Origin of the sequence: Methylocystis suflitae (genome assembly GCF_024448135.1) — a bacterium.
In the GTDB taxonomy this organism is placed as follows: Bacteria; Pseudomonadota; Alphaproteobacteria; order Rhizobiales; family Beijerinckiaceae; genus Methylocystis; species Methylocystis suflitae.
Genome location: NZ_JAMRYX010000041.1, coordinates 57,479 through 81,421, shown reverse-complemented (window position 1 = coordinate 81,421; position 23,943 = coordinate 57,479). Strand labels below are relative to the sequence as shown.

Below are 23,943 nucleotides of genomic sequence, written 5' to 3'. Positions count from 1 at the left end.
CTTCCCGCGCGCCGCCGCGGCGCAGAGCCTGGATGAGCGCACTTTCATCGCCTCAATCTGACCCGTTCGTGGGCGCCAGCACGAACGCGTCCTTTGCGCGATCCAGTTGTATTCGTGGCAGGTAATATGATGAACGCGCGGTCTTGCGCCTATCTGTCGATATTGCGCGAATGTGGTAGCGGTTTCGTAGTGAAATGTCGCGCCGCATCGCAGAAGGGCATTCTATAAGTAACTGAAATTTCTATGAAAGATCGTTCGTGGTAGCGGAGGAGGGACTCGAACCCCCGACACAAGGATTATGATTCCTCTGCTCTAGCCGACTGAGCTACTCCGCCCCGACCCGCTTTAGCGGTCTGGAAGAATTTGCGATATAGGTCGGCGTCCCCGCGCAAGTCAAGGCCGCGAATTACAGCGTTACAAATCACATTTGTCGTCCGAGGCAGACTGACGATACGCGTATCGCTCGACCATCACGAAACCGCCGGCCCCATGAAAAATTCGCGGACCCAACTGCTGGAAACCTGCGATCGATGGCCTTCGCTGGCTGGCTTGGAATAATTTTGATCTGACCATCGCTTCGCGCGCCTGGGCGCCGAGATCGAGCGCATCGAGCCCGGCCATCCTCAGCAGAACGGCCGTCCGAGTGGAGCAGACAATGCGTCAGTGGCGGAGAGGGAGGGATTTGAACCCCCGATACGGTTGCCCGTATGCCGCATTTCGAGTGCGGTGCTTTCAACCACTCAGCCACCTCTCCGCAGCGCATGCGTGGCGAGCCGCAGATAGCACGCGCTCGCCCAAGGGATCAAGCGCGCGCCCTATGCGTGGAAGCAACTAAATTCGTCGGCCCGCCGCAGTTTGGCGCGGCGTTATTTTTCGGATTCGCCGTTGGCTTGGCGCGGTCGCCGGGCTCAGACGGGACCCTGAGCGATCCCGTTCAGTGGCGGCTATTCTGTGAAGGGACGTATATACTCAGATTGACAGAATGCGGCCGCCTTGACAGACTGATGTCATGAGCTCCACGCGCATTTTCAAATCGGGCAATAGTCTTGCGGTCAGAATTCCGCGCGGAATCGCTTTCGACGAGGGCGCCGAGGTCGTTGTGCGGCGGCAAGGCGGAAGTCTCGTGGTGACGCCGGCGCGGCTCGATATGGCAGAACTTGTTGCGCGGCTCAAAGCCGCGCCGCCGCCGGCCTCGATCGCGCGCCCCGAGTTCAAGCCGCCCAAGCGGCTGTTCGACGCCCGCTAGCGCATGGCGCGCTACCTCCTCGACACCAATATCGTCATCGCCGCGGCGCTCGGCCTTCCCGGCGTTCTCGATCGGCTCGCCGCGCTCGAGATCGGCGACGTGGCGGTCTCGGCGATCAGTCTCGCCGAAACGCTTGGCGCAGCCGCCGCCGAAAATAACGGACGGCTTGCGGACAATATCGCGCTGCTCTCCGAGAATCTGGATGTGCTGCCCTTCGACCGCGGCGGCGCCGACGCCTATGGCGCGCTGCTTCGAAAAGTGGACCCGAAGCGCCGCCGCACGCTTGATCGAATGATCGCCGCGCAGGCGCTCGATCTCGGCCTTACGCTGGTCGTGGCGAACAGTGAGGATTTCGATGATATTCCCGGCCTGGCGATCGAGAAATGGGCGTGAGCGCAGCTACTCGACGTCCTCAACCTTCTCGGGACCGCCATATATACGCTGCGCCAGAGAGGCCTGCATGAAGTCGTCCAGCTCGCCGTCGAGAACGTCCGAAGGCGTCCCCGAGGTGAAGCCGGAGCGCAGATCCTTCACCAGCTGATAGGGCTGCAGCACATAGCTGCGGATCTGATGGCCCCAGCCGATTTCGGTCTTCGACGCCGCCACCTTATTGGCTTCGGCCTCGCGCTTTTCGAGCTCCAGCTCATAGAGCCGCGCGCGCAGCATGTTCCACGCGGTCGCCCGATTCTTGTGCTGCGAGCGCTCCGCCTGACAGGCGACGACGATGCCGGTCGGAATATGGGTGATGCGGATCGCCGAGTCGGTCGTATTGACGTGCTGGCCGCCGGCCCCTGACGATCTATACGTGTCTATACGGCAATCGGATTCATTAACATTCACCTCGATCCGGTCATCGACCACCGGATAGACCCAGACCGAGGCGAAGCTGGTATGGCGGCGAGCGTTGGAGTCGAACGGCGAAATCCGCACCAAGCGATGCACGCCCGATTCTGTCTTCGCCCAGCCATGAGCATTGTGGCCCTTGACGAGCAGCGTGCCCGACTTGATGCCGGCCTCTTCGCCCGGCGTCTCCTCGATCACCTCGACCTGGAATTTGTGACGCTCGCCCCAGCGCGCATACATGCGAAACAGCATGCGCGCCCAATCCTGGCTCTCGGTGCCGCCAGCGCCCGAATGGACCTCGATATAGGTGTCGTTGGCGTCGGCTTCGCCGGCGAACAGCGCCTCGGTCTGCCGGGCGCGCGCCTGCTTCAGGATGCTTTTGAGCGCGTCGACGCCCTCTTTTTCAGTCGCCGCGTCGCCCTCGGCTTCGCCGAGTTCGACGAGCGTCAGCGCGTCTTCGAGCTCGCGCTCGAGGCTTGAGAGCGCCCCCACCTGATCTTCGAGCTGGGTGCGCTCGCGCATCAGCTTTTGCGCAGTTTCAGGGTCGTTCCAAAGCTCGGGATCTTCCGCCCGGACGTTCAGTTCGGCGAGACGCCGTTGGGAGGCGTCAACGTCAAAGATGCCTCCTCAGCAGTCCGATGGACTGCTCAATGTCGGCTTTCAGCGCAAGCGGTTCGGCGCGCATGGATTTCCCAGGTTGTACTCGGAGGGCGTCTTGCCCCATTCGGCGCGGAAACTAGGCGGCCGCCGCGCGCCTGTAAACCCCGCAACTCACTCGGCCAATGTCAAAAACTTCTGTCGGCTGGCCGGTCGTGCCGACGCTCCGGCGCGGCCGGCCGCTGATCCTCGCTCTCGGGCGCGCCGGCAAGTCCCCAGCGACGCATCAGGAAAAGCGCCGTCGCCGAGGCCAGGACACAGAGAATTGTTGCGTAGAGCGTGCCATTGTCGTCTTCCGCGAACAGCAGATTCTTGGTGTTCATGCCGAAATAGCCGGTGACGAAGGTCGCCGGCAGCAGCAGCATCGTCGTCAACGTCAACACGTAAAGCCGGTCATTGGTCTCCAAGCTCAGAAGCGCGTTGAGTTCATCTTGCAGGAGACGGGCGCGCTCCTGAAGGCTCGTCACGTCCTGCGTCAGCGCGCCGGCGTGTTGAACCAGCCTTGCCGCGGCGTCGCGCAGGTCATTGTCCCGCTGTTCGTCGGCCTCCTCCTCAATCGTTTCGAGGCGCGCGACCGTCGACGACAGGCCGCTGATCTGGCGCGCCAGACGCACGGCGTCGCGCCGTGCGGCGCTAAGCGCCGGCCGCGCCTGGCGGCCATGCTGATCGATGATGCGGTCCTCGACGCGATCGAACGCCGCGCCGAGTTCGGCGGCCTTGCGCGCCAGCCCGTCGATCAGCGCATCGGTCAGCAGTTCGAACAGGTGGATCGGCGAGGTCAGGCGGACGCCGCGATTAATGGCGATGTGCGTCGCCTCGACGCTGTCCATCGGCAGCCGTCGCGCGCTGATGAAAAAGCTCGCCCCCGAAGCGAAGCGGACATAGTCGGTGCGCGAGGTCGGTCCGCCGAGGTCGCGCTCGTAATCGAGCAGCGCGCCGCTGACAATTCCTTCCGAATATTCCAGATGCTGGTGGTCTATGGGGTCGCAGAGCGAGTCGCGCGCGTCTTCGGAAAGCGCCGGGATTCGCGCCAGCAACGGGCGCGAACGCACGTCGGCGAGATCCATGTGCAGCCACAAGAATCCCTCGCGCGGCGCGCCGAGGTTTGCGAAATCTTCGGCCGTTCCGGGCTCGGCTTCGCCGGCGCCGTTGAACCGCACGAACCATAGACATCCGGGAATTCCGGCGGATGGCGGCTGTGCGAGGCGGTCTGGGATCATAGCGGCGCTCACGGGAAGGATCGAAAAGAGAGCCCGGCGAAATATAACAGGCTCACGACAAGCGCGGCGTCAATCCTCGGAGAGCCGGGTCTTTCCCGGCCCGTGCGGTTCGACCAGCGCGCCGAAATCATGCGGCTCCTTGCGGGCGCGTCGCAGCGCCGCGTCGAGAAACGCGGTGAAGGCGTCGATGTCGCGCTCTTCGGTCCGGTGGTTGATGATCGCGGCGCGGATCGCCGGAACCCCGTCGAGAATGGTCAGCGACGGCGCCGCCTCGCCGCGCTCGTGCAGCTCCATGACGATTTCGCGCGCCAGCGAACCGTCCTCATCGTCCTTGACGCCGAAGCAGACGATGTTGAGCGTCACCGGCGCGCGCAGCGCGAAGGCGTCCGATTGCGCGATCCACGCCTCGAGCCGCTTCGCCATGCGGCAGGTCTGCTCGATGCATTGGCCCAAACGCTTGGCGCCGAAGGTTTCGATGGTGAACCAGGCTTTGAGCGCGCGGAAGCTGCGCGACAGGTCGGGGCCGAGATCGCAGGGCCAGGTGTCGCCCGCCGCGAGGCCGCGCGGCGCCCGCGTCAGATAGGCGGCGTTGGCCGCGAAGGCGCGCTTATGGGCCGCCTTGTCGCGCACCAGAAAGAAGCCGGCGTCATAGGGGACGTGCAGCCATTTATGGAAGTCGAAGGCGACGCTGTCGGCGCGCTCCAGTCCCTTGACCAACGGCTTGAGCGCCGGCGAGAGCGCCGCCAGCGCGCCGAAGGCCCCATCGACATGGAACCATAGATCCTCGGTGTGCGCGACGTCGGCGAGCCGGTCGAGCGGATCGATGGCGCCGGTATCGACCGTTCCCGCCGTGCCGACGATCAGAAACGGCCTGAACCCCGCCGCGCGGTCGGCGGCGATGGCGCGACGGAGATCATGCACCTTCATCGCGCGCCGCTCGTCCGAAGGAATGAGGCGCAGATGCCGCGCGCCGAGACCCGCAAGCTCCATCGCCTGGCGCACGCAATTATGCGCCTCTCGCGACGCATAGGCGATGAGCTGGCCCGGAAGCGCGCAGAGCCCGTTAAGCCGAACATCCTTCTCGCCATAGGCCTGGTCGCGCGCGACGAGCAGGCAGAGGAAGTTGGCGATCGACGTTCCGGTGACGAAGACGCCGCTCGCGTCGAGCGGAAAGCCGAAAGCCTGCGCCATCCAGGCGGCGATCTGCCGCTCGACGTCGATGGCGATATGATTGCGTCCGCCGCAGTTGGAGTTCATGCCGGCGGCGAGCATTTCGGCGATCATGCCGGCCGGCGTGCCCGCGCCCTGGGCCCAGCCCATGAACATCGGATGCGTGTTGCCGGTGGCGAACGGCTTGATGTAGCGGTCGAAATCCTCGAGCACGGCGGAGAGGGCGCGGCCCTCTTGCGGAAGGTCGCGTTTGAAGCGCGCCCGCGCCTCGTCGCTTGGCTCGGTCCAGACGGGGCGCTCGCGGATTTCGCGCAGATAATCGAGCATCATGTCGAGCGCGCGATGGCTCTCGGCGCGAAATTCGTCCCAGTCTTCGGGGTCGAGATTTACCGGCATGTCTAGAGCCTCGGGCGCCGGCGGCTCAGTGGAGGCGCAACCACGGTTGCGAAAGATCGCGCGAAGGCGTTTCACGCCTGTGCAAATAGCCGGGTTTCCCTGCTTGGCGCAACCTGGCTTATTTTCCGATGCTTACGGCCACAGACCCGACGCGCTCGACCTCGCCTTCGACCCGGTCGCCGGGAAGGAGCGGTCCAACGCCCGAGGGCGTGCCGGTGAAGATGAGGTCGCCGGGCGCAAGCGCGACATTTCGCGACAGCGCCGCGATGATGTCCGGAACGCTCCAGATAAGATCGCTGAGGTCGCCCGTCTGTCGCAGCACGCCATTGACGGAGAGCGCGATGCGCCCCCGCGTCGGATGGCCGATGGCGGCGACGGGGGTTATCGCGCCGATGGGCGCGGAATGGTCGAAGCCTTTGGACATGTCCCACGGCCAGCCGGCGCTGCGCGCCGCGGTTTGCAGGTCGCGCCGGGTCAGGTCAATGCCGGCGGCATAGCCGAAGACGCAGTCGAGCGCCCGCTCCGCGGGAATGTCTGCGCCCCCCTTGCCCAGCGCCGCAACCAATTCGATCTCGTGGTGAAGATTATGCGTCAGCGTCGGATAGGGAATGGCCGCGCCGCTCTCGACCACCGCGTCGGCGGGCTTGGAGAAGAACACCGGCGGCTCCGCGTCGCCGCCCTTAGCGGGGTCCTTTCCCATTTCCCGGGCGTGCGCGGCGTAGTTCAGCGCAATGCAGAAGATCCGCCGCACGGGAAATCGCCGCGCGTCTTGCGCGATGGCGACGCTTGGGAAGGGCGGCGGCGGAAAAATAAACTCAGCGGACATTCTGTTGGCTTCGCGCTTGGCGGCGGATCAGTCGAAATCGGCGGGATCGAAGCTGCGTAGCGTCCCGCAGAATTCGCAGGTGACGCCAATGTGGCCGTCGTCGCCGATCATATCGCTGCGCTCTTGCGGCGAGAAGCTCCTCAACAGTTTGTCGATGCGCTCGTTCGAACAGCGGCAGAATTCCTCAAGGGCGCGTTCGGTGAAAACCTTGACGCCCCGCTCGTGGAATAGGCGATAGAGCAGTCGCTCGCCCGAAAGCGCCGGATCGACAAGCTCGTGGTCTTCAAGAGTGGCGGCAAGCGCTTGGCCTTCGGTCCAATGATCGCTTTCGTTCTCGGAAGAGTCCTCCGCGCCCTCGGGCGCGTCGCCGGGCGGAAGATCGCGGGCGCGGGCGCCGCCGGGCGGCAAATATTGCAGCAGCAGTCCGCCGGCGCGCCAGCTGGCGCCCTGCGGCGTGACGCTTTCGGCGACGGCGAGTCTGACGAATGACGGGATCTGCTCCGATTGCCGGAAATAGATATGCGCCGCCTCGGCGAGGCTCTCGCCCTCCAGCGGCACCACGCCCTGGTAGCGCGCGGCGTCTTCCTCGCGTTCGATCGTGAGCGCCAGATGACCGCGTCCGAACAGCGCCGCCGGCGAGGCGTCGCGCATTTGGGCGACGCGCTCAGCGTCGAAACGGGCGAAGCCGCGCAGCTTCCCCGGCGCGTCATAGTCGACGACGAGCATATCGACGGGCCCGTCGCTGCGCGTCTGCAGCTGGAAGCGCCCGTGCGATTCGAGAATAGAGCCGAGCAGCGCGGCGAGCGCCACCGCTTCGCCGAGCAGACGCGCGACCTGCGGCGGATAGGCGTAATGGCTCAGGATGGAATCGACCGTGGGTCCGAGACGCACGACGCGGCCGCGCAGGTCGAGCGCTTCGACCGCGAAAGGCAGCACCCGGTCATCCTGGGCATGAAGCGCGACTGGCCGGCTCGGCGCCGAAGCGCCGCCTTGCGGCATTAGAACTGTCCCGGCGCGAGACACCAGCACAGCACGCCTTTTTGGGCGTGAAGGCGGTTCTCCGCTTCGTCGAAAACGACCGACTGCGGTCCGTCGATCACTTCCTCGGTGACCTCCTCGCCGCGATGCGCCGGCAGGCAATGCATGAAGACGGCGTGCTTGGCGGCCGCGCGCATCAGTTTCGAGTCGACCTGATAGGGCGCGAGCGCCGCGCGGCGCTGGTCCTCGTCCGCGTCGCCCATCGACACCCAGCAATCGGTGATGACGGCGTCGGCGCCGGCCACCGCCTCATAGGCGTCGCGGGTCAGATTCATCTTCGCGCCATTGGCTTTCGCCCAGCTGACGAGTTCTTCCGAAGGCGCAAAGTTCGCCGGCGTCGCCACATTGATCGTGAAGCCCAGGCGGGCAGCGGCGTGCACCCAGCTGGTGAGCACATTGTTGGCGTCGCCGCTCCAGGCCACCGTGCGCCCTTCGATCGGACCGAGATGCTCCTCGAAGGTCAGCACGTCCGCCATCACCTGGCAGGGATGCGACTGTTTGGTGAGGCCGTTGATGACCGGCAGATTGCCGAAACGCGCCAGCTCCATGAGATCGGGATGCGACAGAATGCGCACCATGATTGCGTCGAGAAACCGCGCGAGCACGCGCGCCGTGTCGGCGATCGTCTCGCCGCGGCCAAGCTGCATTTCGGCGCCGGTGAGCATGATCGTCTCGCCGCCGAGTTCGCGCATCGCGATGTCGAAGGAGACGCGCGTGCGGGTCGACGGCTTGTCGAACACCATGCCGAGATATTTGCCGGCGAGCGGTCGTTCGGTCGGCGCCACGCCTTTGACGCGGCGCGCCTTGAGCGACGTCGCGAGATTGAGAATGCGGCGCAGCTCTTCGCCGGAGTGATCGGAAAGATCGAGAAAGCTGCGCGGCCGCGTCAGCGAATGGACGGTCATCACGCGGCTCCGAGCTTTTCTGCGGGCGCGGCGAGCCGGGCGCAGGCGTCGGAAAGCCGCGCCGCCGCCGCAGCGATGTCGGCCTCGTCAATGATGAGCGGCGGCAAAAGGCGCACGACATTGTCGCCGGCGAGCACCGTCAACAGCCCTTCGGCGCGGGCGGCGGCGGCGAAGTCGCCGTTCGGAATCCGCGTCTTGACGCCAAACATCAGCCCTTCGCCGCGGATCTCTTCGATGAGCGAGGGATAGCGGTCCTCGATCTCCGCCAGTCGCTGGCGCAACAGCGCGCCAAGCCGCGCGACGCGCGCCATGAAGCCCGCCGCGAGCACGACGTCGAGAACGGCGCCGCCCACGGCCGTGGCCAGCGGATTGCCGCCGAAGGTCGAGCCATGCGCGCCCAGCGTCATGCCTTTGGCCGCCTCGCGCGTCGCGAGGCACGCGCCGATCGGAAAGCCGCCGCCCAGCCCCTTGGCGAGCGCCGCGATATCGGGCGCGACGCCGGCATGTTCGCAGGCGAGGAACTTGCCCGTGCGGCCGACGCCGCATTGGACTTCGTCGAACACCAGCAGCAGCCCGCGCGCGTCGCAAAGCGCGCGCAGCTGCGCAAGGAACGACGGCGAAAAGACTCGCAGCCCGCCTTCTCCCTGAATCGGTTCGAGCAGGACGCCCGCCGTTTCTTGCGTGATCGCCGCCTCGACGGCGTCAAGATCGCCGAACGGGACCTGATCGAAGCCCTCGACGGGCGGGCCGAACCCTTCAAGATATTTCGTATTGCCGCCTGCGGCGATCGTCGCGAGCGTGCGGCCATGGAAGGCGCCTTCGAAAGTGATCAGCCGATAGCGTTCCGGCTGCCCGTTGACCGCATGGAATTTGCGCGCGGTCTTGATCGCGCACTCCACGGCTTCCGCGCCGGAATTGGTGAAAAAGACCAGATCAGCGAATGTGGCGTCGCAGAGCCGCTCGGCGAGCCGCTCGGCTTGCGGGATACGAAAGAGATTGGAGACATGCCACGGTTCTTCCGCCGCGCGCTTTAAGGTCTCGACGAGGTGCGGATGATTGTGGCCGAGCGACAGTACGGCGACGCCCGCGCTGAAATCGAGATAGCGGTCGCCGTTTTCCGCAATCAACCACGCGCCTTCGCCATGTTTGAATGCAAGATCGGCGCGCGGATAGGTCGGATAAAGCGCTGACGTCAAAAGCCCTGCTCCATGCTCCCGTCGCTGGCTCCGGCCAGAGGAAGCTCGAAAAACAAAGCGCCGCCCTTTTCGGGCGGCAGTTCAGGTCGGGATTTTAAGCGCGCCGCCCGACGCGGTCAAATCCATGGCGCGGTTCGATATTGGCGTCAAAACGGCTGGCGGGGGTGCGCAAGGGTGAGTCCTGCGCGCAACAGTCTCGCCGAAAGCCTGTTGAGAACGCCAGCGCGCGCTTGCCAGCGCGACTCGCGCATGATTCAAAGTAAACAGAAAGTTTCTAGTCGGCGCCCGCGTAATTCGTTTGGGCGTGTTCTCTCGAGTGTTGATGCGCAATCACATCGCCGCAGGGCTTCAGGCCTGCGCTGCGGTCGGAAGAAAATCCGACCCGCGCTCGACCCGAAAGAATGGAGAAGCCTAATGTCATGGACCGACGAACGCGTCGAACTGCTCCGCAAGCTTTGGACCGATGGTCTCAGCGCCAGCCAAGTGGCGGCTGAACTTGGACCGGGCATCACCCGCAACGCTGTGATCGGAAAGATCCATCGTCTCGGACTCGCCGAACGCGCCAAGACGGCGAGCGCGCAGCGGCCGCGCGCGGCCAAAGCCCCTCGCCCGACGCACCCGCGCATGAACGGCGTCTCCTCGCACGGCAATCTGGCGCTCGCTTTCGCGCCGCATGCGCTGGCGGCGCCGCGGCTTGCGCCAGAAGAAGAAGTGGTGATCCCGATGTCGGAGCGCGTCACAATCATGGAGCTCCGCGAATCCATGTGCCGCTGGCCGATGGGCGACCCAACGTCGGCGGAGTTCCGCTTCTGCGGCGGCAAGTCATCCGTCGGCGGTGGGCCGTATTGCGCTTATCATGCGCGCGTCGCCTATCAGCCGGCCCAGGATCGCCGCCGCGCCCGCGATCAGTTGCGCACGCAGCGCTACGCATAATCCGCGTTAGCGGACGCGTCACTCGTGTCCGAACGTTTCGTCGAAAGAATAGCCCGCGCCGCGCACCGTGCGGATCGGATCCTTCTCGCGGCCGCGGATCAGCGCCTTGCGGAGTCGCCCGACATGGACGTCGACCGTGCGCTCGTCGATTTCCGCCGACATGCCCCAAACGCTGTCGAGCAGCTGCGCGCGCGTGAACACGCGTCCGGGCTTCTCCATAAAATATTCGAGCAGCCGGAATTCGGTCGGACCGAGGTGGATTTCGCGGGCGGATCGACGCACGCGGCGGGTGTCGCGATCGAGATCGATATCGCCGAGAGTCAGCCGTGAGGCGACGCGCTCGGGGCGCGCCCGGCGCAGCAGCGCGCGGACCCGCGCCATCAGCTCCGGAGTCGAAAACGGCTTGACGACATAATCGTCGGCGCCGACCGAAAGACCGCGCACGCGCTCGCCTTCCTCGCCGCGCGCGGTCAGCATGATCACCGGCATGTCTCTCGCGCTGTCCCGGGCGCGCAGGCGTCGGCAGATTTCAAGTCCGGAAACGCCCGGCAGCATCCAGTCGAGAATGACGAGATCCGGCGGCGACTCCGCGAGCCGCAGCTCGGCTTCATCGCCATTGTCGACATGCTCGACCTGATAGCCTTCGGCTTCGAGATTATACACAAGCAGCGTCGCGAGCGACGTCTCGTCCTCGACGACGAGGATTCGCGGCGCCCGATCGCTTTTCCCGCTGCGCTGTAGGACGGCGGAAGTCACTTCGCTCATTGCGCCGCCTCTTCCTTCCCGAAGTCGGCGACGCGCGATTTTGGCCGCTCCGTAGGCATCGCCTCGCCGGTCACCAGATAGACGACCGTCTCCGATATGTTGGTTGTGTGATCGCCGATCCGCTCAAGGTTCTTGGAGCAGAACAGGAGATGCGTGCAGAAGGATATGTTGCGCGGATCCTCCATCATGAAAGTGAGGAGATCGCGAAATACCGAATCCTCCAGCGCGTCGAGATCGGAATCGTTCTGCCACACCGCGCGCGCCCGTTCGGTGTCGCGCAAGGCGTAGGCGTCCAGCGCGTCCTTAAGCTGCATCGCGGCGATTTCGTGCATCGACTTCAGACCGACGATCGCGCGCGGGACGCGGGCTTCCGACACGATCTTGAGCGTTCGCTTGGCGATGTTCTTGGCGAGATCGCCGACGCGCTCGATGTCGCCGGAAATGCGGATCGCGGCGATGCATTCGCGCAGATCGACCGCGAGCGGCTGTCGGCGCGCGATGGTGAGAATGGCGTTCTCCTCGATTTCCCGCTGCAGCGCGTCGAGCCGCGGATCGCTGGAGACGACCCGATGGGCGAGATCGACGTCGAAGGCCGACAAAGCGTCCATCGCCTCCGCCAGCATTTTCTCGGCGACGCCGCCCATTTCTGCGATGCGACGGCCGAGCGCCTCAAGGTCGCGGTCGTAGGATTTAACAATATGATCGCTCATGAGCGCCGTCCTTGAATCGCTGGTTTAGCCAAAGCGGCCGGTGATGTAATCAAGCGTCCGCTTTTCCTTCGGCTTGTTGAAGACGTCGTCCGTTTCGCCGAATTCGACGAGCTCGCCGAGATACATGAAGGCGGTGTAATCGGAGATGCGCACTGCCTGCTGCATATTGTGGGTGACGATTGCGATCGTGTAGCGGTGGGTGAGCTCGTCGATGAGTTCCTCGACTTTCGCCGTCGAGATCGGATCGAGCGCCGAACACGGCTCGTCGAACAGGATGACTTCCGGCTGCACCGCGACGCTGCGCGCGATGCAGAGGCGCTGCTGCTGTCCGCCCGAGAGGCCGAGACCGCTCGTATGGAGCTTGTCTTTCACCTCGTCCCAAAGGGCTGCGCCGCGGAGCGCGCCTTCGACGCGCGCGTCCATGTCGGCGCGCGACAGCTTCTCATACAGCCGAATGCCGAACGCGATGTTCTCATAGATCGACATCGGGAAAGGCGTCGGCTTCTGGAAAATCATGCCGACGCGCGAGCGCAGGGCGTTGAGATCGATCGCCGGGTCGAGGATGTTCTCGCCGTCGAGCAGCACCTCGCCCTCTGCGCGCTGTCCCGGATAAAGATCGTACATCCGGTTCAACACGCGCAGCAAGGTCGACTTGCCGCAGCCCGAAGGCCCGATAAAGGCCGTCACCTTGTTCGTGCGCAGCGGCAGGCTGATGTTCTTAAGCGAACGATCCGCGCCGTAGTAGAAATCGAGGCTGCGGACTGAAACTTTCGTCGGCGGCTCTTTTGTGGCTTGGACAGCGGCGTTCATTTCGATTTCCTCCGGCCGGCGCTCAATGCGCGCGCGGCGATCGATAGGGCAAGAACAGCGACGGTGATGAGCAGCGCGCCTGTCCAGGCAAGTTGCTGCCAGTCTTTGTAGGGCGATAGCGCGAACTGGAAGATGACGACCGGCAGACTTGCCATCGGCGCGGCAAGATCGGTGCTCCAGAATTGGTTATTGAGCGCCGTGAAAAGCAGCGGCGCCGTCTCGCCAGAGACGCGCGCCACGGCGAGCAGCACGCCGGTGATGAGACCGGCTTTTGCGGCGCGGTAGGCGACCTTCCCGACGACATGCGCACGCGGGGCGCCAAGCGCGGTCGCCGCTTCGCGCATCGAACCCGGCACGAGCAGCAGCATGTCCTCGGTGGTTCGCACGACGACAGGGACAACCAACAGCGCCAGCGCCACGGCGCCGGAGATCGCCGAGAAGTGGCCCATCGGATGCACCAGGATGGTGTAGACGAAGAGGCCGACGACGATCGACGGGGCGCTGAGCAGGATGTCGTTGATGAAGCGCACGACCATGGTCAGCTTCGTATAGCGTCCATATTCCGCCATGTATGTGCCGGCCAGCATGCCGAGCGGCGTGCCGACCGCGACGCCGATTGCGGTCATGACCAGCGAGCCGGCAATGGCGTTGAGCAATCCTCCAGCGCTGCCGGGGGGCGGCGTCATTTCGGAAAAGACCGCCGGCGACAGGCCGCGAACGCCCTCATAAAGAAGCACCCCAAGGATCACAAAAAGCCAAGCCAGCCCGAAAATCGCCGCGACCCAGCAGAGCGTCGTGGCGACGGAGTTGGCGCTGCGTCGAGATGCATAAAGAGACATGAAGCGCCTCCCTTACGCCGACTTCTGTTCGATGCGCATCAGCATGTAACGCGCGATCGCCAGAACGACGAAGGTGATGAAGAAGAGGATGAGGCCGAGTTCGATCAGCGCCGAGGTGTAGAGATCGCCGACCGCCTCGGTGAACTCATTGGCGATCGTCGCCGAAATCGTGGTGCCGGGCGCGAGCAACGACCCGGAAATCTTGTGCGCATTGCCGATGACGAAAGTGACCGCCATCGTCTCGCCCAGCGCGCGTCCCAGTCCAAGCATAACGCCGCCAATCACCCCGACGCGCGTGTAAGGGATCACAACATAGCGCGTCACTTCCCATGTCGTGGCGCCAATGCCCCAAGCGGCTTCTTTCAGCACCAGCGGCACCGTTTCGAAGACGTCGCGCGAGATCGAGGCGATGAAGGGCAGCACCATGATGGCGAGAATGAAGCCCGCGGTCAGCATGCCAATGCCGTAAGGCGGGCCGGCGAAAAGCGTCGAGAACACCGGGATATCGCCAAAGGCGGCGATCAGCGCAGGCTGGACATGCGACTGGAGAAACGGCGCCAGAACGAAGAGGCCCCAGATTCCGTAGATGATCGAAGGGATGCCGGCCAGGAGCTCGATCGCGGTGCCGATCGGCCGACGCAGAACATAGGGGCAAAGCTCCGTGAGGAAAATCGCAATGCCGAGGCCGACGGGCACGGCGATCAGCATGGCGATGATCGAGGTCATCACCGTGCCGTAGATCGCGGGCAGCGCGCCGAAATTCTCTGTGACTGGATTCCACGACTGCGAGAAGAGAAAGCCGAAACCGAAAGCCTTCATCGCCGGCCAGGAGCCGTAAACGAGCGAGACGATGACGCCGCCCAGAATGACCAACACGATCACGGCCGCCGCGCGCGTGACCTGGCGAAACAGACTGTCGACGAGCGCCAGCCGACTGAGAACGCGCGTTCGATCGGCAGCGACTGAGAGCGGCGCCGCCTGCTGCAAGACTACTTCCGACATGTCTGAACCCGCCTCCCCGCCGGCTCCGTTCGCGCTTCGCGGGCTCGGCTCGATCGAGAACATTCGCTCATCTCCCAGCGCCGTTCCTGGCGCCAATGCCAATCACAACCGACGGCCGCACTGAACGGCCGTCGGTTCAACCAAAAGGTCAGTTCGGCCGGGTCGCAAGCGACAGCGGCTTGCCGTCCGCTCCCTTGACGCTCGTCCACGTCTTCTTGATGAGCTCGACGACCGGCTTCGGCATCGGAATATAGTCGAGTTCTTCAGCCATCTTCCCGCCGCTGGCGAAAGCCCAGGAGAAGAATTTCAAGGCCTCGGCCGCGGCGGCTTCGTCCTTGGACTCCTTGGGGAGAAGGATAAAGGTCGCTGCGGTGATCGGCCAGGACTTCGCGCCAGGCTCATTCGTCAGGATCTCATAGAATCCCTCGGCATGGGCCCAATCCGCGCCAGCTGCAGCCGCCTGGAACGACTCCATGTTCGGCGCGACGGTCTTGCCGTCCTTGTTGATCATTTTCGTGTGAGTCAACTTGTTCTGCTTGGCGTAGGCGTATTCGACGTAGCCGATCGATCCCTTGGTGTTGGCGACGTTGTTCGCGACGCCTTCATTCCCTTTGGCGCCGATGCCCACGGGCCATTCGACCGAAGCATTCGCGCCGACTTTGGACGCCCAGTCGGGCGAGACCTTCGAGAGGTAATTGGTGTAGTTGAAGGTCGTTCCAGATCCGTCGGAGCGATGAACGACGACGATCGGCGTCGAAGGAAGCTTCGCCTTCGGATTGAGCTTCTTGATCGCCGGATCGTCCCATTTGGTGATCTCGCCGAGGTAGATTTTGGCCAGCGTCTCGCCACTGAGCGTGAGGTCGCCGCCCGCCATGCCGGGATGGTTGACCACGGGCACGATGCCGCCGATCACCTGCGGCCATTGAATCAGACCCGCCGCCTCGAGCTCTTCGGGTTTCAGCGGCTGGTCGCTGGCGCCGAACGTGACCGTTCGCGCCTTGATCTGCTTGATGCCGCCGCCCGAGCCGATCGATTGATAATTGAGTCCGCTGCCGGTCTCTTTCTTATAGGCCTCGGCCCATTTGGCGTAGATCGGATAGGGGAAGGTCGCGCCGGCGCCGGAAATGTCTATGGCGGCAGCCCCGCCGCACATGACGGCGAGCGCCAACGCCGCGCCAGCGCCGCGCCTGAAAATCGTCGAGATCATTTGAGGGTCTCTTTTGCTCGAGAACGGACTTGCGATGCGCCCCGCGTCATCGCGCCGCGGAAACTACTCGTCCGACAACAGCTTTTTGTGACAAAAAGATTACAGTATGATGACAGTTAATATGCTTGTATTTTAAATACTTACCTATTTTAGGCTGAATCGCTCGCCGGCAGAATGACGCGAAACAGCGTTCCCTCGCCAAGCGCGGATTCAATTCCGAGCCGGCCGCGGTGGCGCAGAACGATATGTTTGACGATGGCGAGGCCAAGTCCGGTGCCGCCTTTGGCGCGGCTCTTGCCGGCGTCGACCCGATAAAAACGCTCCGTTAGACGCGGAATATGCTCCGGCGCGACGCCGGGACCATAGTCGCGCACCGAGAGAATGACGAGCGCCCCCTTGCGGACCAGCGAGATGTCGATGGGCTTGCAGCCGCCGTCGTCGCCGCACCCGTATTTCAGGGCGTTCTCGACGAGATTCTCGATGACCCGGGCAAGCTCGTCCCGATCTCCAGGCGCGACGACGTTCGGCTGCAGATCGAGATTGATGGCGACGCCCCTGTCTTCCGCCATCTGTGACAGCGTGTCGACGATATGCGCGACGAGCAGCGTGAGATCGACGGGCGTGGCGGGCCGCAGATGCATGTGTTGCTCGATGCGCGACAGCGACAGCAGATCATCGACGAGGCGCGCCATCCGCTGCGCCTGCTCGCGCATGATGCCGAGAAATTTGTTGCGGGTGACGGCGTCCTCGCGCGCCGGGCCTTGCAAGGTTTCGACAAAACCCAGCAGCGAGGCAAGCGGCGTGCGCAGCTCGTGGCTGGCGTTGGCGACGAAGTCGACGCGCATGCGCTCGACGCGCCGGGATTCAGTCAGATCGCGCAGGCTCACGACGGCGGCCGGCTCGAACCCTTCGATTTGCATCGGCGCAACATGCGCTTCAAACCAGCATTCCACCGGCAGACGTTCGACCCAGACGGTCTTCTCCGTCTCGCCTCCGGCAAGCACGCGCGACACAGCGTCGAGCATGTCGGGCGAGCGAAGGCTGCGGGAGAGCGGTTCGCCCTGCCGAATGGCCGGCGAGAGCGCCTGCGCCGCGGCATTGACGGCGGCGACATGGGTTTCGGAGTCGATAACGAAGATCGGCTCCGGGAGCGCGTTGATGACTGGCGCCAGGAGATCTATCGCCTGGTCCCGCCATTTGAGCCGCTGCGTCGACAATGTCGTGGCGGCTGGTCCGGCGCCGTTCAATTCGAGCGCTCCTCCACAATGCGCGCGATCGCATCTCGCAACGTCGCCCAGCGGCGCGCGCCCTCATCGGCGCCGAGAAGCGCAAGCGCGACAACGAATGGAATAAAATAATAGATCATGCGAAACAGAAGCAGCGACGCCAGAATGCTTTCATGCGAAGCCGCCGGGATGGCGTGCAGCATCGTCGCCTCGAAGACGCCGATGCCGCCCGGCGCATGGCTGATCACGCCGAGGATGCAGGCGACGACATAGACCGCGACGAATGGCGCAAAGTCCAGCGGGACGCCCTCGGGAAGCAGCACATAGAGCGCGCCTGAGGCGCAGCACAGGTCCGCGACCCCAAGCGCAAACTGCGCAACAGTCGGGATGAAACCCGGCAACTCCAAAGCGTGGCCGCGAAGTCGAATCGTCCGGCGTTCAACCGTCACCCAGGCAAAATAAAAGAGTACGCCTGCAAGTATGAGAACGCCGGGAATGATGTGAAGGAAGGCCGGCAAGCCGTCGAGCGCCTCGAGCGCATCCGCGCCGTAGATAAAGCCTATCCCCATCACCAGCGTCATCCCGAGCCAGAACGTGACGCCGGCGAAAACCGTTATGTTCGCGACTTGCAGCGCGCTCAAGGCGACGCGAGAGTAGATCCAGTAGCGCACGGCCGCGCTGGTGATGATGGGAAATCCAAGGTTAAAAGAAATGGCGTAGCTTGCGAAGGACGCGAGCGCAGCGACCCTGTAGGGCGCGCGCGTTCTCATATGATAGAGGGCGACGACGTCATAACCGGTCAAAAACAGATAGGAGAGCGCGGAGAGGGCCAAGGACGCCAAAATCTGCGCGCCGCTCGTCGCGCGAAAAGCATTCAGCAGATCGGCGTAGCTGAGACTTGAGAGCGTTCGACCCAGAATATAAGCAGCGAGCGCAAAGACGGCGAGACTGGCCGCCACGCCGAGCACGCTGAGCACGCCTCTCGGCAGCCGTTCGCGCAGCGACTCGAAAAATCCGCCGCTTGCTTGTGGCCTCGCGACGGGCAACCCCGGCGTTGTGGCTTCGAATACGTCGTTATCGCGCGGGGTCACGCCACCCTCGCCCAACGCCCGGATCTCGGAGCCTTCAATGCACAACCCTCGTATTCGTCATATCGCTTGAAGCTTGCCTTTGTCTTCTTGCAAGCGCCATCCGCTTCAATCCCTCGATCATGTCATGGCGATGACTGGCGTTGCGACGACTAGCATGGCGATGACTAGCACGATCTCAGTCGCTCGCGCCTCTCAAAAGGTTGGCGCTCGGCGATGCGACGTCAAGTCCGCGCCTGCAGGCATCATGCTCCCCAGAACGTCGAGCACGTGTTTCCAGGCGTCTGGCGCCGAGCGCACGATCGCTGCCGCGTCGACGAGATCGCGCAGCAGGAAATCTCTCCGCTCTTGATGTAATCGACAATGTCGGGGCAGGCTTGCGAAGTTGCGTTGGCCTTGAACCCAAGCCTCACGACGTTACGATACCCGGCCCACCCTACGCGCTCGCTTTGTCTCAAAGGGCGCTGACGTCGGTGGGGTCTGCGGCTCCAATTGGCCCCAGCCCGGCGGCGCTGTCAAAAGGGCGCACGCGACCGCGAATATCGAGAGATTGGCGCTCGTTCTTAAGGGAAAATCAAATAGGGAGTGGACGGCGAGGAGCGCGATCGAGACCGTCGCCGCGCGGGGTAGCAAAACGTCGATCGGGGCGACCCCTCCTTCTATATTCTGGCGCCAGACGTCGACTGAGCGGCGAAAAATCCAGACCAACATGACCCCGACGAGGATGAGGCCGATGACGCCTGTTTCCGCCCAGATCTCTGCAAGGTCGTTATGGGCGTGGTTGATGTAAACATTCGCGATGAGGTCCTTTGGACGCGCGAACATCGCGAACAATGGCACAAAAGCGCCGGCTCCCGCGCCGAGCGGCGCGACCGTCAACCCCGCCGTTATGGTTTTTCCTGCAAGGGCTACACGTTCGAGGACGTGTAGGTTCCCCCCAAAACGGGAAGCCAGCCGACTAATCGCAAAATCGGAGATGAGAAGCGTTGCGATTGCGCCGATGACGGCGACGACTAGGCCAGCGCCCGAGGCTATTCCCGCTGACCGCCTCTCACGCCATAGGAGCAATGAGGCCCCGACCAGAGCGACAAAAGTCAACGCTATACCCGCACGCGAGCGGGCCATGACTTCGGCTATTAACAAGATGATAGAGACGCAAGCGCCAAACATGAGCGCCAAGAACGCGTTCAACTGCCTCTCGGACGACGTTCTTCTCAGGGAACCGTGGCTAAGGCTCAGGACCCAAGCGCCCACGAATGGCACGGAGGCATAAAGCAGGGCCGCGAAGTGATCGCGATTGGCAAAAAATCCTACCGCTTCGGTGCTGTTCCCTTCATAGAATCTCAGCGGACTGTCGGGCCCGCCGCTGATTTGGGCGAGCCCTAAAAGCGCGTTCAACAACGCGCCGGCGAGTGCGACCAGCGTCAGAAGACGACGCTCCTTTGCGCCAAGAGCGAGCGCGCACAGGAAAACCGACAGAGCAGGAATGAGAGAAAGCGCCCCCAGCCATGAGGCGTCCGGCGTCAGGCTAACGCTCTGCCATGCGGATTCGCCTCCAATGAGCTTTAAGGCGGAAACCGCCGCTGCTCTCCCCGGTAGATGGGTCCAAATGATCGCGGGAAGCGGAACCAACTCAAGCAAAGCTAATACGACGACCGCCACGCAGAAAAAGAGAGGCCCTCGGTGGAGTCGAAGGGCATTCCGGTCCAACTGCATCCATAATCCCGCGAAGATTAGGGGTAGGCAGAGAACTTCGAGAATGATTTCGGATAAAAGGCTAGGGCCCGCGCCCCCCCAAGCACCAAACATGCAAAAAGGCCAACGGCGCAAAAATAAAAGAGCGGGCGAACCCGCTCTTTCTCAACTGGATAGGCGACCATTCCAGCAACGGCCATCTTTTACTGACAGATCACGCCCGCGCTGCGGCTCACCGGAATTACCGCTGCGGTGCATCCGTCGCCGCCGCCCGAAAGCGCGACTGCAGCCGCGACGCCGCCGCCAAAGAGCAGCGCCGTGCCGCCGGCCAAGAGGTAAGGATTGGTGTCGCCAGCGCCCCCGTCGTTCCGTTTTATCTACGTAGGCGGCTCGGCGTCTCTGAAGCTCTGGCGGCCCCAAAAATAATTGCCCACGCACAAAAAGCGGCCGCGAACCACATCGCTATGACCGGATGGCCAAGCGCAAAAATCCGCAGAACGATAGCCACTAAAGTCGCAAATGCTGTCGCGACGAAAGCCAGCCTGCCGACTTCCAGCGTCCGACCTCGTGGAAAGGCGGGCCTTGTTGCGAGGAGGAACCTTTCTGCGAGCGCCATTTTCTTCTTTCCTTGTCGGCCTCTTGCGAGCGGCTCCCGCGTCAATCGGCGCATTATACGACCAGCAACTTGTGCCTTGCTGAAAACGCGCGACAGGCCTCAAGGTTCCCGCTGCGCTCCAGGGGCGGGAGACCGATGTCCCTGCCCCTTGCGCGTTTCGTTCGCCCTGTAGCAGGGGCCGTTTCTTAAGAACCATTGCAATCCCGTTATTGCACTGCACTCGGTCCAAGACTCTGGCGTGGAAGCCTAGTCGCTTGCGGATATTGAGCAGATTGGCCGGCCGGCGCCGGGAGAAGCTTTTGAAAATCCGAGGAAATCGCCACTTGGGCAGGACCCGACATGTGTAATTGCGGGGGCAATCCAAGCCCTGCTCCATTTCAAGGAGCGCGGTCCGCTGCCGAGCTCTGTCACCGGCGGCAGCAGCGTTAGCGGTCACGGAAAAACCATTGCTGCGCACCCGAAATAGCTATAGCTTGGCCATTGTCTCCCTTTGCGCTGCGGATGCGGACGGCCGCGTAGCCTCACTTATGGGCGGCGCAACACCGCTAAGGTCACGCCTGTGCCACCCGGAAACGCCGTAGCAATTCCAACCAAGGATGATATCCGCGCGAGATTACAGGATGTAGAAAAGACATTTACCCCAGGAACGCCTGTTTCTTCCCTGACCGAACTGGTTGGCCGCGAAGCCAGCCTGCGTGAACTGCTCAGTGTCGTTGCGAGTCCAGGAAGGCATGCATTTATCGCCGGCGGACGGGGAACCGGTAAAACGTCGATGGTCAGCTGCTTTTTAGACTGCGCGAGCAGAGCAGCCCCTCACATCACATGCGTTCGCACGAACTGTGAAAACTCAAGTTTTAAGGCAATCTGGAGTAAAGTTTTAAGAAGAACCCTAGCACTCTTGGGAATGGCGTCGACGCAATTTGATAACGTAGATCTCTCGTGCCTTGACGTGGAATTCGAACTGGCGCGCATGAAAACGCCTCTATTGATTGTATTCGATAACTTTGAAGAAATATTAAATCCATCAGACATAGTACAGTTTGCTAACTTGATGAAAGTAATATCCGATAATGCTGTGGACACTAAGCTCATATTGGTAGGCTCGCCGGGAGCTGCAACACAATTTAAGAGAGCGCATATATCTGTTCAAAGACATTTGCAGATAATACCTTTAGCCGGTCTTCCCCCGGTGAAAGTACAGGAATTCCTAGTGGGTCGCTGGAGGCGGTGCGGACTCGAGATCATGGACGATGCTCTCTCGCTCGCTATGGAACTAAGCTGCGGGCTCCCTTACTCCTGCCAGGTTGTCGGTAAGCATGCCGCTCTTTTGGCTTTGTCTCAGAAAAGGAGTGTCATAACCGTAGCGGACGTCGCCGAGGCTATGAAGCAGGTGGACGAACATTTCCTTCTGGTGAGCGCAATCAACCCGGCCTTTAACAAGCGTAATGATTAGAGCGATTCATTATAGATCGGCCCGCAACCAGCGTGCGCCGCACAATTATCTAGTAAGCAATGCTGACGCCAATGGCAGCTTCATCCCAATCAAGGCCTGTTCCGGCGACAGCGGGTATATGCAGCTTCATTGCCGGGCGCTTGCGCGAGCCTTGCTATGATTTCGTAGTTGGTCTGCTGTGCGGCATCCGCTCGGCTCACAAAAACGGCCAGCGTTGACAGGAGGATTAGGCTCGTTCGCATGAGAGCTCCGGGACGGCTTTGGACGTCAGCGGATTCCATCCTGTCGAATGTTACAGGGCGCATGATGCTTGCTCATGGCGCCATTAATGGACTCGATACAAAAAGCATTGGGGAAGCGCGCGTTTGATCTGCGGCCGTGTCCCGATGTGACTGGGGCGCACGCGCGAAACATGATGGCCGCGTCGCCGTCTAAGCGCGAGAACCTCGGTGACCATGCGAGACTTTCCTCTCCGCTGTAAGACTGACGTCGTGATGGAGAACGTAGGCTGGGTGCGTAGCCCCTCTGGAAGGGCGCTTGATCCAGGCGCTCGCCGCCCACAGAGCCGCGGCTGTGTAGAAAAGTCCGGCCGGAACCCACATGATCAGGCCGGCGAGTTGTTGGTCTTCGATCGGTGTTAGCTCCCATGCGCCGGCGTTCGCGCTTTGAGCGGGGACCCAAAGACGTTCCGACAACGTCAACAGAACGCCGAGAAAGCCGCTTTGGACGACGGTGAAAAACAAGCAGAAAAGAACCAAACCTTTCTGCGGCGATAGAAGCATCGCGCGCCAGAAAATCAGCGCCGACACGAGCAAGCAGGCATGTTGCCAGAAATGCGTGGTCGGATCGCGAAGCGCCAGCTCGTAGAGGTTGGAAGCGTGCCAAGCCCAAACTGTCAGGGCATGCTGAAATGTTGCAAAGAGCGGCTGCGTCGCCGCCCTCCACGCTGTTTGGAGCCACTGCCGCAGCCCCGTCACAGCCGCCAGCAGTGGACGCGGTAAAGCCCACGCAAAGGCTGCGAAGGGCTTTCCCAAGATAAGCAAGGGCGCGACAATCAGCATCGCCCATTCATGTTCGATCATATGCGCGGCGAATAGGCCGGCCGAAAGTTCGCGCAGGGACGGCAGATAGAGCAAGGCGAGCGCTGCGCAGCCCGCCGCGAACATGATCGCTCGATCGCGGGCAACGCCGCGGATGCAGCCGACGCGCCGCCACAGCAATGTAACCCCGAACGCGTAAATTGCCGCAAACGCCAGCAGAAGAATGAGACTGGAAACCTCTGCGGCATTGTAAACCGCCCCGCTATGCGCGGCTGCGGGCGTGCAAAGCGACACCAAGACCGCAAGCAGACTGGAGCGCTTCAAAGCGCGCATCCAAGCAAGAAGACGGCCGCGCCTTGTAGCAGGATGACCGTTGCGAAGAGCGCGCCAAGGGCGGCCGCCACGCCAGCCAGCAAGGCGTGCGGCGCGCCATCGCGATCAGCGGCGAGCGCTCTGTAAGACAGCGCCGAGACGCCCGCGCCGCAGAGCGCCAAAACGGCGAGCGCCGCCGCCAACCACGACAACGCCGCCGGATAACGGCCGCAGAGCGTGGACACGAGCGCGTAGCCAACCAAGGTGTTAGCGCCCCACGCTCCCGGGCCCAACGCGAGGCCCGCCCAGCTGAACTGTTCCGCAGCGCGCTCGCGCATGCGCTCATCCCTTCTGAAACCAATAGATCACGAAATAGAGCGGGACCCATGCGCCGACGACGAAATACCAATAAAACGCGTTGTCGCTTACGTCGCTGAAGCGTTTGCCGCGCGCGTGTTTGGTGAACATGAGCGCGGTGAGAACGAGCGTCTCGCCAACGTCGGTGATGAGATGCGCCGCATGCAGGCCCAGCAAGAACCATAACATCGAGCCGTAGGCGTTGACGTACCATCTCACGGGCAAGTTGTAGAACTCATAAAAACGAATGCCGATGGCGAGGAGCCCGATGGCGGACATCAGCAACAGCCCTGCTTGCACGGCTTTCAGGTTCTCCGCTCTCGCGAGGCGCTCGATGCGCAGATTTGGCCAAAGACTCGCGAGGAGAAAAATCAACATGAGCGAACCCGGCCA

Annotated in this window: 23 protein-coding genes and 2 tRNA genes; 4 read left to right on the top strand and 21 right to left on the bottom strand. The window is 62.8% G+C overall.

The genetic code is table 11. The annotated features are described in order from the left end of the window. Positions 1-258 precede the first annotated feature (258 nt). The 3 genes from NEI07_RS03490 to NEI07_RS03480 form a co-directional block, all read right to left on the bottom strand. Positions 259-335, bottom strand: a tRNA-Met gene (locus NEI07_RS03490). A gap of 79 nt (positions 336-414) precedes the next feature. Then, a complete protein-coding gene (locus tag NEI07_RS03485) occupies positions 415-621 on the bottom strand; it encodes a hypothetical protein (protein WP_256032727.1) in 207 nt (68 codons plus the stop codon). A gap of 43 nt (positions 622-664) precedes the next feature. Continuing rightward, positions 665-754: transfer RNA gene (locus NEI07_RS03480), tRNA-Ser, on the bottom strand. 255 nt (positions 755-1,009) lie between these two features. Here NEI07_RS03480 and NEI07_RS03475 point away from each other — a divergent pair. Both NEI07_RS03475 and NEI07_RS03470 read left to right on the top strand, forming a co-directional pair. After that, a complete protein-coding gene (locus NEI07_RS03475; RefSeq protein WP_196399402.1) occupies positions 1,010-1,246 on the top strand; it encodes an antitoxin in 237 nt (78 codons plus the stop codon). A 3-nt stretch (positions 1,247-1,249) separates the two neighbouring features. After that, on the top strand, positions 1,250-1,639 hold the full coding sequence (locus tag NEI07_RS03470) for a PIN domain-containing protein (RefSeq protein WP_256032725.1): 390 nt from the start codon (positions 1,250-1,252) through the stop codon (positions 1,637-1,639). A gap of 6 nt (positions 1,640-1,645) precedes the next feature. Here NEI07_RS03470 and prfB read toward each other — a convergent pair. The 7 genes from prfB to NEI07_RS03435 form a co-directional block, all read right to left on the bottom strand. After that, a protein-coding gene (gene prfB / locus NEI07_RS03465) for a peptide chain release factor 2 (protein ID WP_256032724.1) occupies positions 1,646-2,774 on the bottom strand; the annotation gives its coding sequence in 2 pieces (ribosomal slippage) (positions 1,646-2,704 and positions 2,706-2,774; 1,128 coding nt in all). Between the two features lie 100 nt (positions 2,775-2,874). Next, positions 2,875-3,966: a CorA family divalent cation transporter gene (locus NEI07_RS03460; RefSeq protein WP_256032721.1), complete on the bottom strand. Its 1,092-nt coding sequence runs from the start codon at positions 3,964-3,966 to the stop codon at positions 2,875-2,877. A gap of 69 nt (positions 3,967-4,035) precedes the next feature. Beyond that, complete coding sequence (locus NEI07_RS03455) at positions 4,036-5,532, bottom strand: pyridoxal phosphate-dependent decarboxylase family protein (RefSeq protein WP_256032719.1); 1,497 nt, start codon at positions 5,530-5,532, stop codon at positions 4,036-4,038. 118 nt (positions 5,533-5,650) lie between these two features. Beyond that, positions 5,651-6,358 carry a fumarylacetoacetate hydrolase family protein gene (locus tag NEI07_RS03450; RefSeq protein WP_256032718.1) on the bottom strand — a complete coding sequence of 236 codons (708 nt, stop codon included), beginning with the start codon at positions 6,356-6,358 and terminating at the stop codon, positions 5,651-5,653. A gap of 27 nt (positions 6,359-6,385) precedes the next feature. Then, positions 6,386-7,357 (bottom strand): Hsp33 family molecular chaperone, encoded by a 972-nt coding sequence (locus NEI07_RS03445; RefSeq protein WP_256032716.1) that lies wholly within the window; start codon positions 7,355-7,357, stop codon positions 6,386-6,388. Then, positions 7,357-8,301 (bottom strand): ornithine carbamoyltransferase, encoded by a 945-nt coding sequence (gene argF, locus NEI07_RS03440; protein ID WP_256032715.1) that lies wholly within the window; start codon positions 8,299-8,301, stop codon positions 7,357-7,359. Before argF ends, NEI07_RS03445 begins: the two co-directional genes overlap by 1 nt. Beyond that, on the bottom strand, positions 8,301-9,497 hold the full coding sequence (locus tag NEI07_RS03435; RefSeq protein WP_256032714.1) for an aspartate aminotransferase family protein: 1,197 nt from the start codon (positions 9,495-9,497) through the stop codon (positions 8,301-8,303). Before NEI07_RS03435 ends, argF begins: the two co-directional genes overlap by 1 nt. Positions 9,498-9,911: 414 nt before the next feature. Between NEI07_RS03435 and NEI07_RS03430 the strand changes: the two genes are divergently transcribed. Next, positions 9,912-10,430 carry a GcrA family cell cycle regulator gene (locus NEI07_RS03430; protein ID WP_256032713.1) on the top strand — a complete coding sequence of 173 codons (519 nt, stop codon included), beginning with the start codon at positions 9,912-9,914 and terminating at the stop codon, positions 10,428-10,430. An 18-nt stretch (positions 10,431-10,448) separates the two neighbouring features. Here NEI07_RS03430 and phoB read toward each other — a convergent pair whose 3' ends face one another. From phoB to NEI07_RS03385, 9 genes are all read right to left on the bottom strand, one after another. Then, the gene (phoB, locus tag NEI07_RS03425) at positions 10,449-11,195 is read right to left on the bottom strand and encodes a phosphate regulon transcriptional regulator PhoB (protein ID WP_175095680.1); all 747 of its coding nucleotides are present in this window, start codon (positions 11,193-11,195) and stop codon (positions 10,449-10,451) included. Then, positions 11,192-11,905 carry a phosphate signaling complex protein PhoU gene (gene phoU / locus NEI07_RS03420; RefSeq protein WP_256032712.1) on the bottom strand — a complete coding sequence of 238 codons (714 nt, stop codon included), beginning with the start codon at positions 11,903-11,905 and terminating at the stop codon, positions 11,192-11,194. Before phoU ends, phoB begins: the two co-directional genes overlap by 4 nt. 24 nt (positions 11,906-11,929) lie before the next feature. Next, a complete protein-coding gene (gene pstB / locus NEI07_RS03415; RefSeq protein WP_123174697.1) occupies positions 11,930-12,715 on the bottom strand; it encodes a phosphate ABC transporter ATP-binding protein PstB in 786 nt (261 codons plus the stop codon). Beyond that, positions 12,712-13,554, bottom strand: a complete 843-nt coding sequence (gene pstA / locus NEI07_RS03410) for a phosphate ABC transporter permease PstA (protein WP_256032711.1) — start codon at positions 13,552-13,554, stop codon at positions 12,712-12,714. Before pstA ends, pstB begins: the two co-directional genes overlap by 4 nt. 12 nt (positions 13,555-13,566) lie before the next feature. Next, positions 13,567-14,556: a phosphate ABC transporter permease subunit PstC gene (pstC, locus tag NEI07_RS03405; protein WP_256032710.1), complete on the bottom strand. Its 990-nt coding sequence runs from the start codon at positions 14,554-14,556 to the stop codon at positions 13,567-13,569. A 148-nt stretch (positions 14,557-14,704) separates the two neighbouring features. Further along, a complete protein-coding gene (gene pstS, locus NEI07_RS03400; protein ID WP_256032709.1) occupies positions 14,705-15,763 on the bottom strand; it encodes a phosphate ABC transporter substrate-binding protein PstS in 1,059 nt (352 codons plus the stop codon). A gap of 149 nt (positions 15,764-15,912) precedes the next feature. Continuing rightward, positions 15,913-17,010, bottom strand: coding sequence for an ATP-binding protein (locus NEI07_RS03395; RefSeq protein ID WP_256032707.1), 1,098 nt, complete (start codon positions 17,008-17,010; stop codon positions 15,913-15,915). Beyond that, entirely contained in the window at positions 17,007-18,080 is a 1,074-nt protein-coding gene (locus NEI07_RS03390; RefSeq protein WP_256032705.1) for a lysylphosphatidylglycerol synthase domain-containing protein, read from the bottom strand. The genes NEI07_RS03395 and NEI07_RS03390 overlap by 4 nt, the downstream gene beginning before the upstream one ends. Positions 18,081-18,494: 414 nt before the next feature. Next, the gene (locus NEI07_RS03385) at positions 18,495-19,247 is read right to left on the bottom strand and encodes an O-antigen ligase family protein (RefSeq protein ID WP_256032732.1); all 753 of its coding nucleotides are present in this window, start codon (positions 19,245-19,247) and stop codon (positions 18,495-18,497) included. Positions 19,248-20,947: 1,700 nt separating this feature from the next. Here NEI07_RS03385 and NEI07_RS03380 point away from each other — a divergent pair. After that, positions 20,948-21,841 carry an ATP-binding protein gene (locus NEI07_RS03380; RefSeq protein ID WP_256032704.1) on the top strand — a complete coding sequence of 298 codons (894 nt, stop codon included), beginning with the start codon at positions 20,948-20,950 and terminating at the stop codon, positions 21,839-21,841. Positions 21,842-22,272: 431 nt separating this feature from the next. Here NEI07_RS03380 and NEI07_RS03375 read toward each other — a convergent pair whose 3' ends face one another. Both NEI07_RS03375 and NEI07_RS03370 read right to left on the bottom strand, forming a co-directional pair. Beyond that, on the bottom strand, positions 22,273-23,205 hold the full coding sequence (locus NEI07_RS03375; protein ID WP_256032703.1) for a cytochrome c oxidase assembly protein: 933 nt from the start codon (positions 23,203-23,205) through the stop codon (positions 22,273-22,275). Next, complete coding sequence (locus NEI07_RS03370; protein ID WP_256032702.1) at positions 23,202-23,531, bottom strand: hypothetical protein; 330 nt, start codon at positions 23,529-23,531, stop codon at positions 23,202-23,204. The genes NEI07_RS03375 and NEI07_RS03370 overlap by 4 nt, the downstream gene beginning before the upstream one ends. Between the last annotated feature and the right edge of the window lie 412 nt (positions 23,532-23,943).

What these genes read in the sequence shown, in the direction of transcription:
- pstC (WP_256032710.1), bottom strand. Translation starts at nt 14,556, where the DNA reads ATGTCGGAAGTAGTCTTGCAGCAGGCGGCGCCGCTCTCAGTCGCTGCC.
- NEI07_RS03475 (WP_196399402.1), top strand. Translation starts at nt 1,010, where the DNA reads ATGAGCTCCACGCGCATTTTCAAATCGGGCAATAGTCTTGCGGTCAGA.
- phoB (WP_175095680.1), bottom strand. Translation starts at nt 11,195, where the DNA reads ATGAGCGAAGTGACTTCCGCCGTCCTACAGCGCAGCGGGAAAAGCGAT.
- pstA (WP_256032711.1), bottom strand. Translation starts at nt 13,554, where the DNA reads ATGTCTCTTTATGCATCTCGACGCAGCGCCAACTCCGTCGCCACGACG.
- NEI07_RS03485 (WP_256032727.1), bottom strand. Translation starts at nt 621, where the DNA reads ATGGCCGGGCTCGATGCGCTCGATCTCGGCGCCCAGGCGCGCGAAGCG.
- NEI07_RS03455 (WP_256032719.1), bottom strand. Translation starts at nt 5,532, where the DNA reads ATGCCGGTAAATCTCGACCCCGAAGACTGGGACGAATTTCGCGCCGAG.
- NEI07_RS03430 (WP_256032713.1), top strand. Translation starts at nt 9,912, where the DNA reads ATGTCATGGACCGACGAACGCGTCGAACTGCTCCGCAAGCTTTGGACC.
- NEI07_RS03460 (WP_256032721.1), bottom strand. Translation starts at nt 3,966, where the DNA reads ATGATCCCAGACCGCCTCGCACAGCCGCCATCCGCCGGAATTCCCGGA.
- NEI07_RS03445 (WP_256032716.1), bottom strand. Translation starts at nt 7,357, where the DNA reads ATGCCGCAAGGCGGCGCTTCGGCGCCGAGCCGGCCAGTCGCGCTTCAT.
- NEI07_RS03470 (WP_256032725.1), top strand. Translation starts at nt 1,250, where the DNA reads ATGGCGCGCTACCTCCTCGACACCAATATCGTCATCGCCGCGGCGCTC.
- pstB (WP_123174697.1), bottom strand. Translation starts at nt 12,715, where the DNA reads ATGAACGCCGCTGTCCAAGCCACAAAAGAGCCGCCGACGAAAGTTTCA.
- phoU (WP_256032712.1), bottom strand. Translation starts at nt 11,905, where the DNA reads ATGAGCGATCATATTGTTAAATCCTACGACCGCGACCTTGAGGCGCTC.
- NEI07_RS03385 (WP_256032732.1), bottom strand. Translation starts at nt 19,247, where the DNA reads ATGTTTGGCGCTTGCGTCTCTATCATCTTGTTAATAGCCGAAGTCATG.
- argF (WP_256032715.1), bottom strand. Translation starts at nt 8,301, where the DNA reads ATGACCGTCCATTCGCTGACGCGGCCGCGCAGCTTTCTCGATCTTTCC.
- NEI07_RS03450 (WP_256032718.1), bottom strand. Translation starts at nt 6,358, where the DNA reads ATGTCCGCTGAGTTTATTTTTCCGCCGCCGCCCTTCCCAAGCGTCGCC.
- pstS (WP_256032709.1), bottom strand. Translation starts at nt 15,763, where the DNA reads ATGATCTCGACGATTTTCAGGCGCGGCGCTGGCGCGGCGTTGGCGCTC.
- NEI07_RS03370 (WP_256032702.1), bottom strand. Translation starts at nt 23,531, where the DNA reads ATGCGCGAGCGCGCTGCGGAACAGTTCAGCTGGGCGGGCCTCGCGTTG.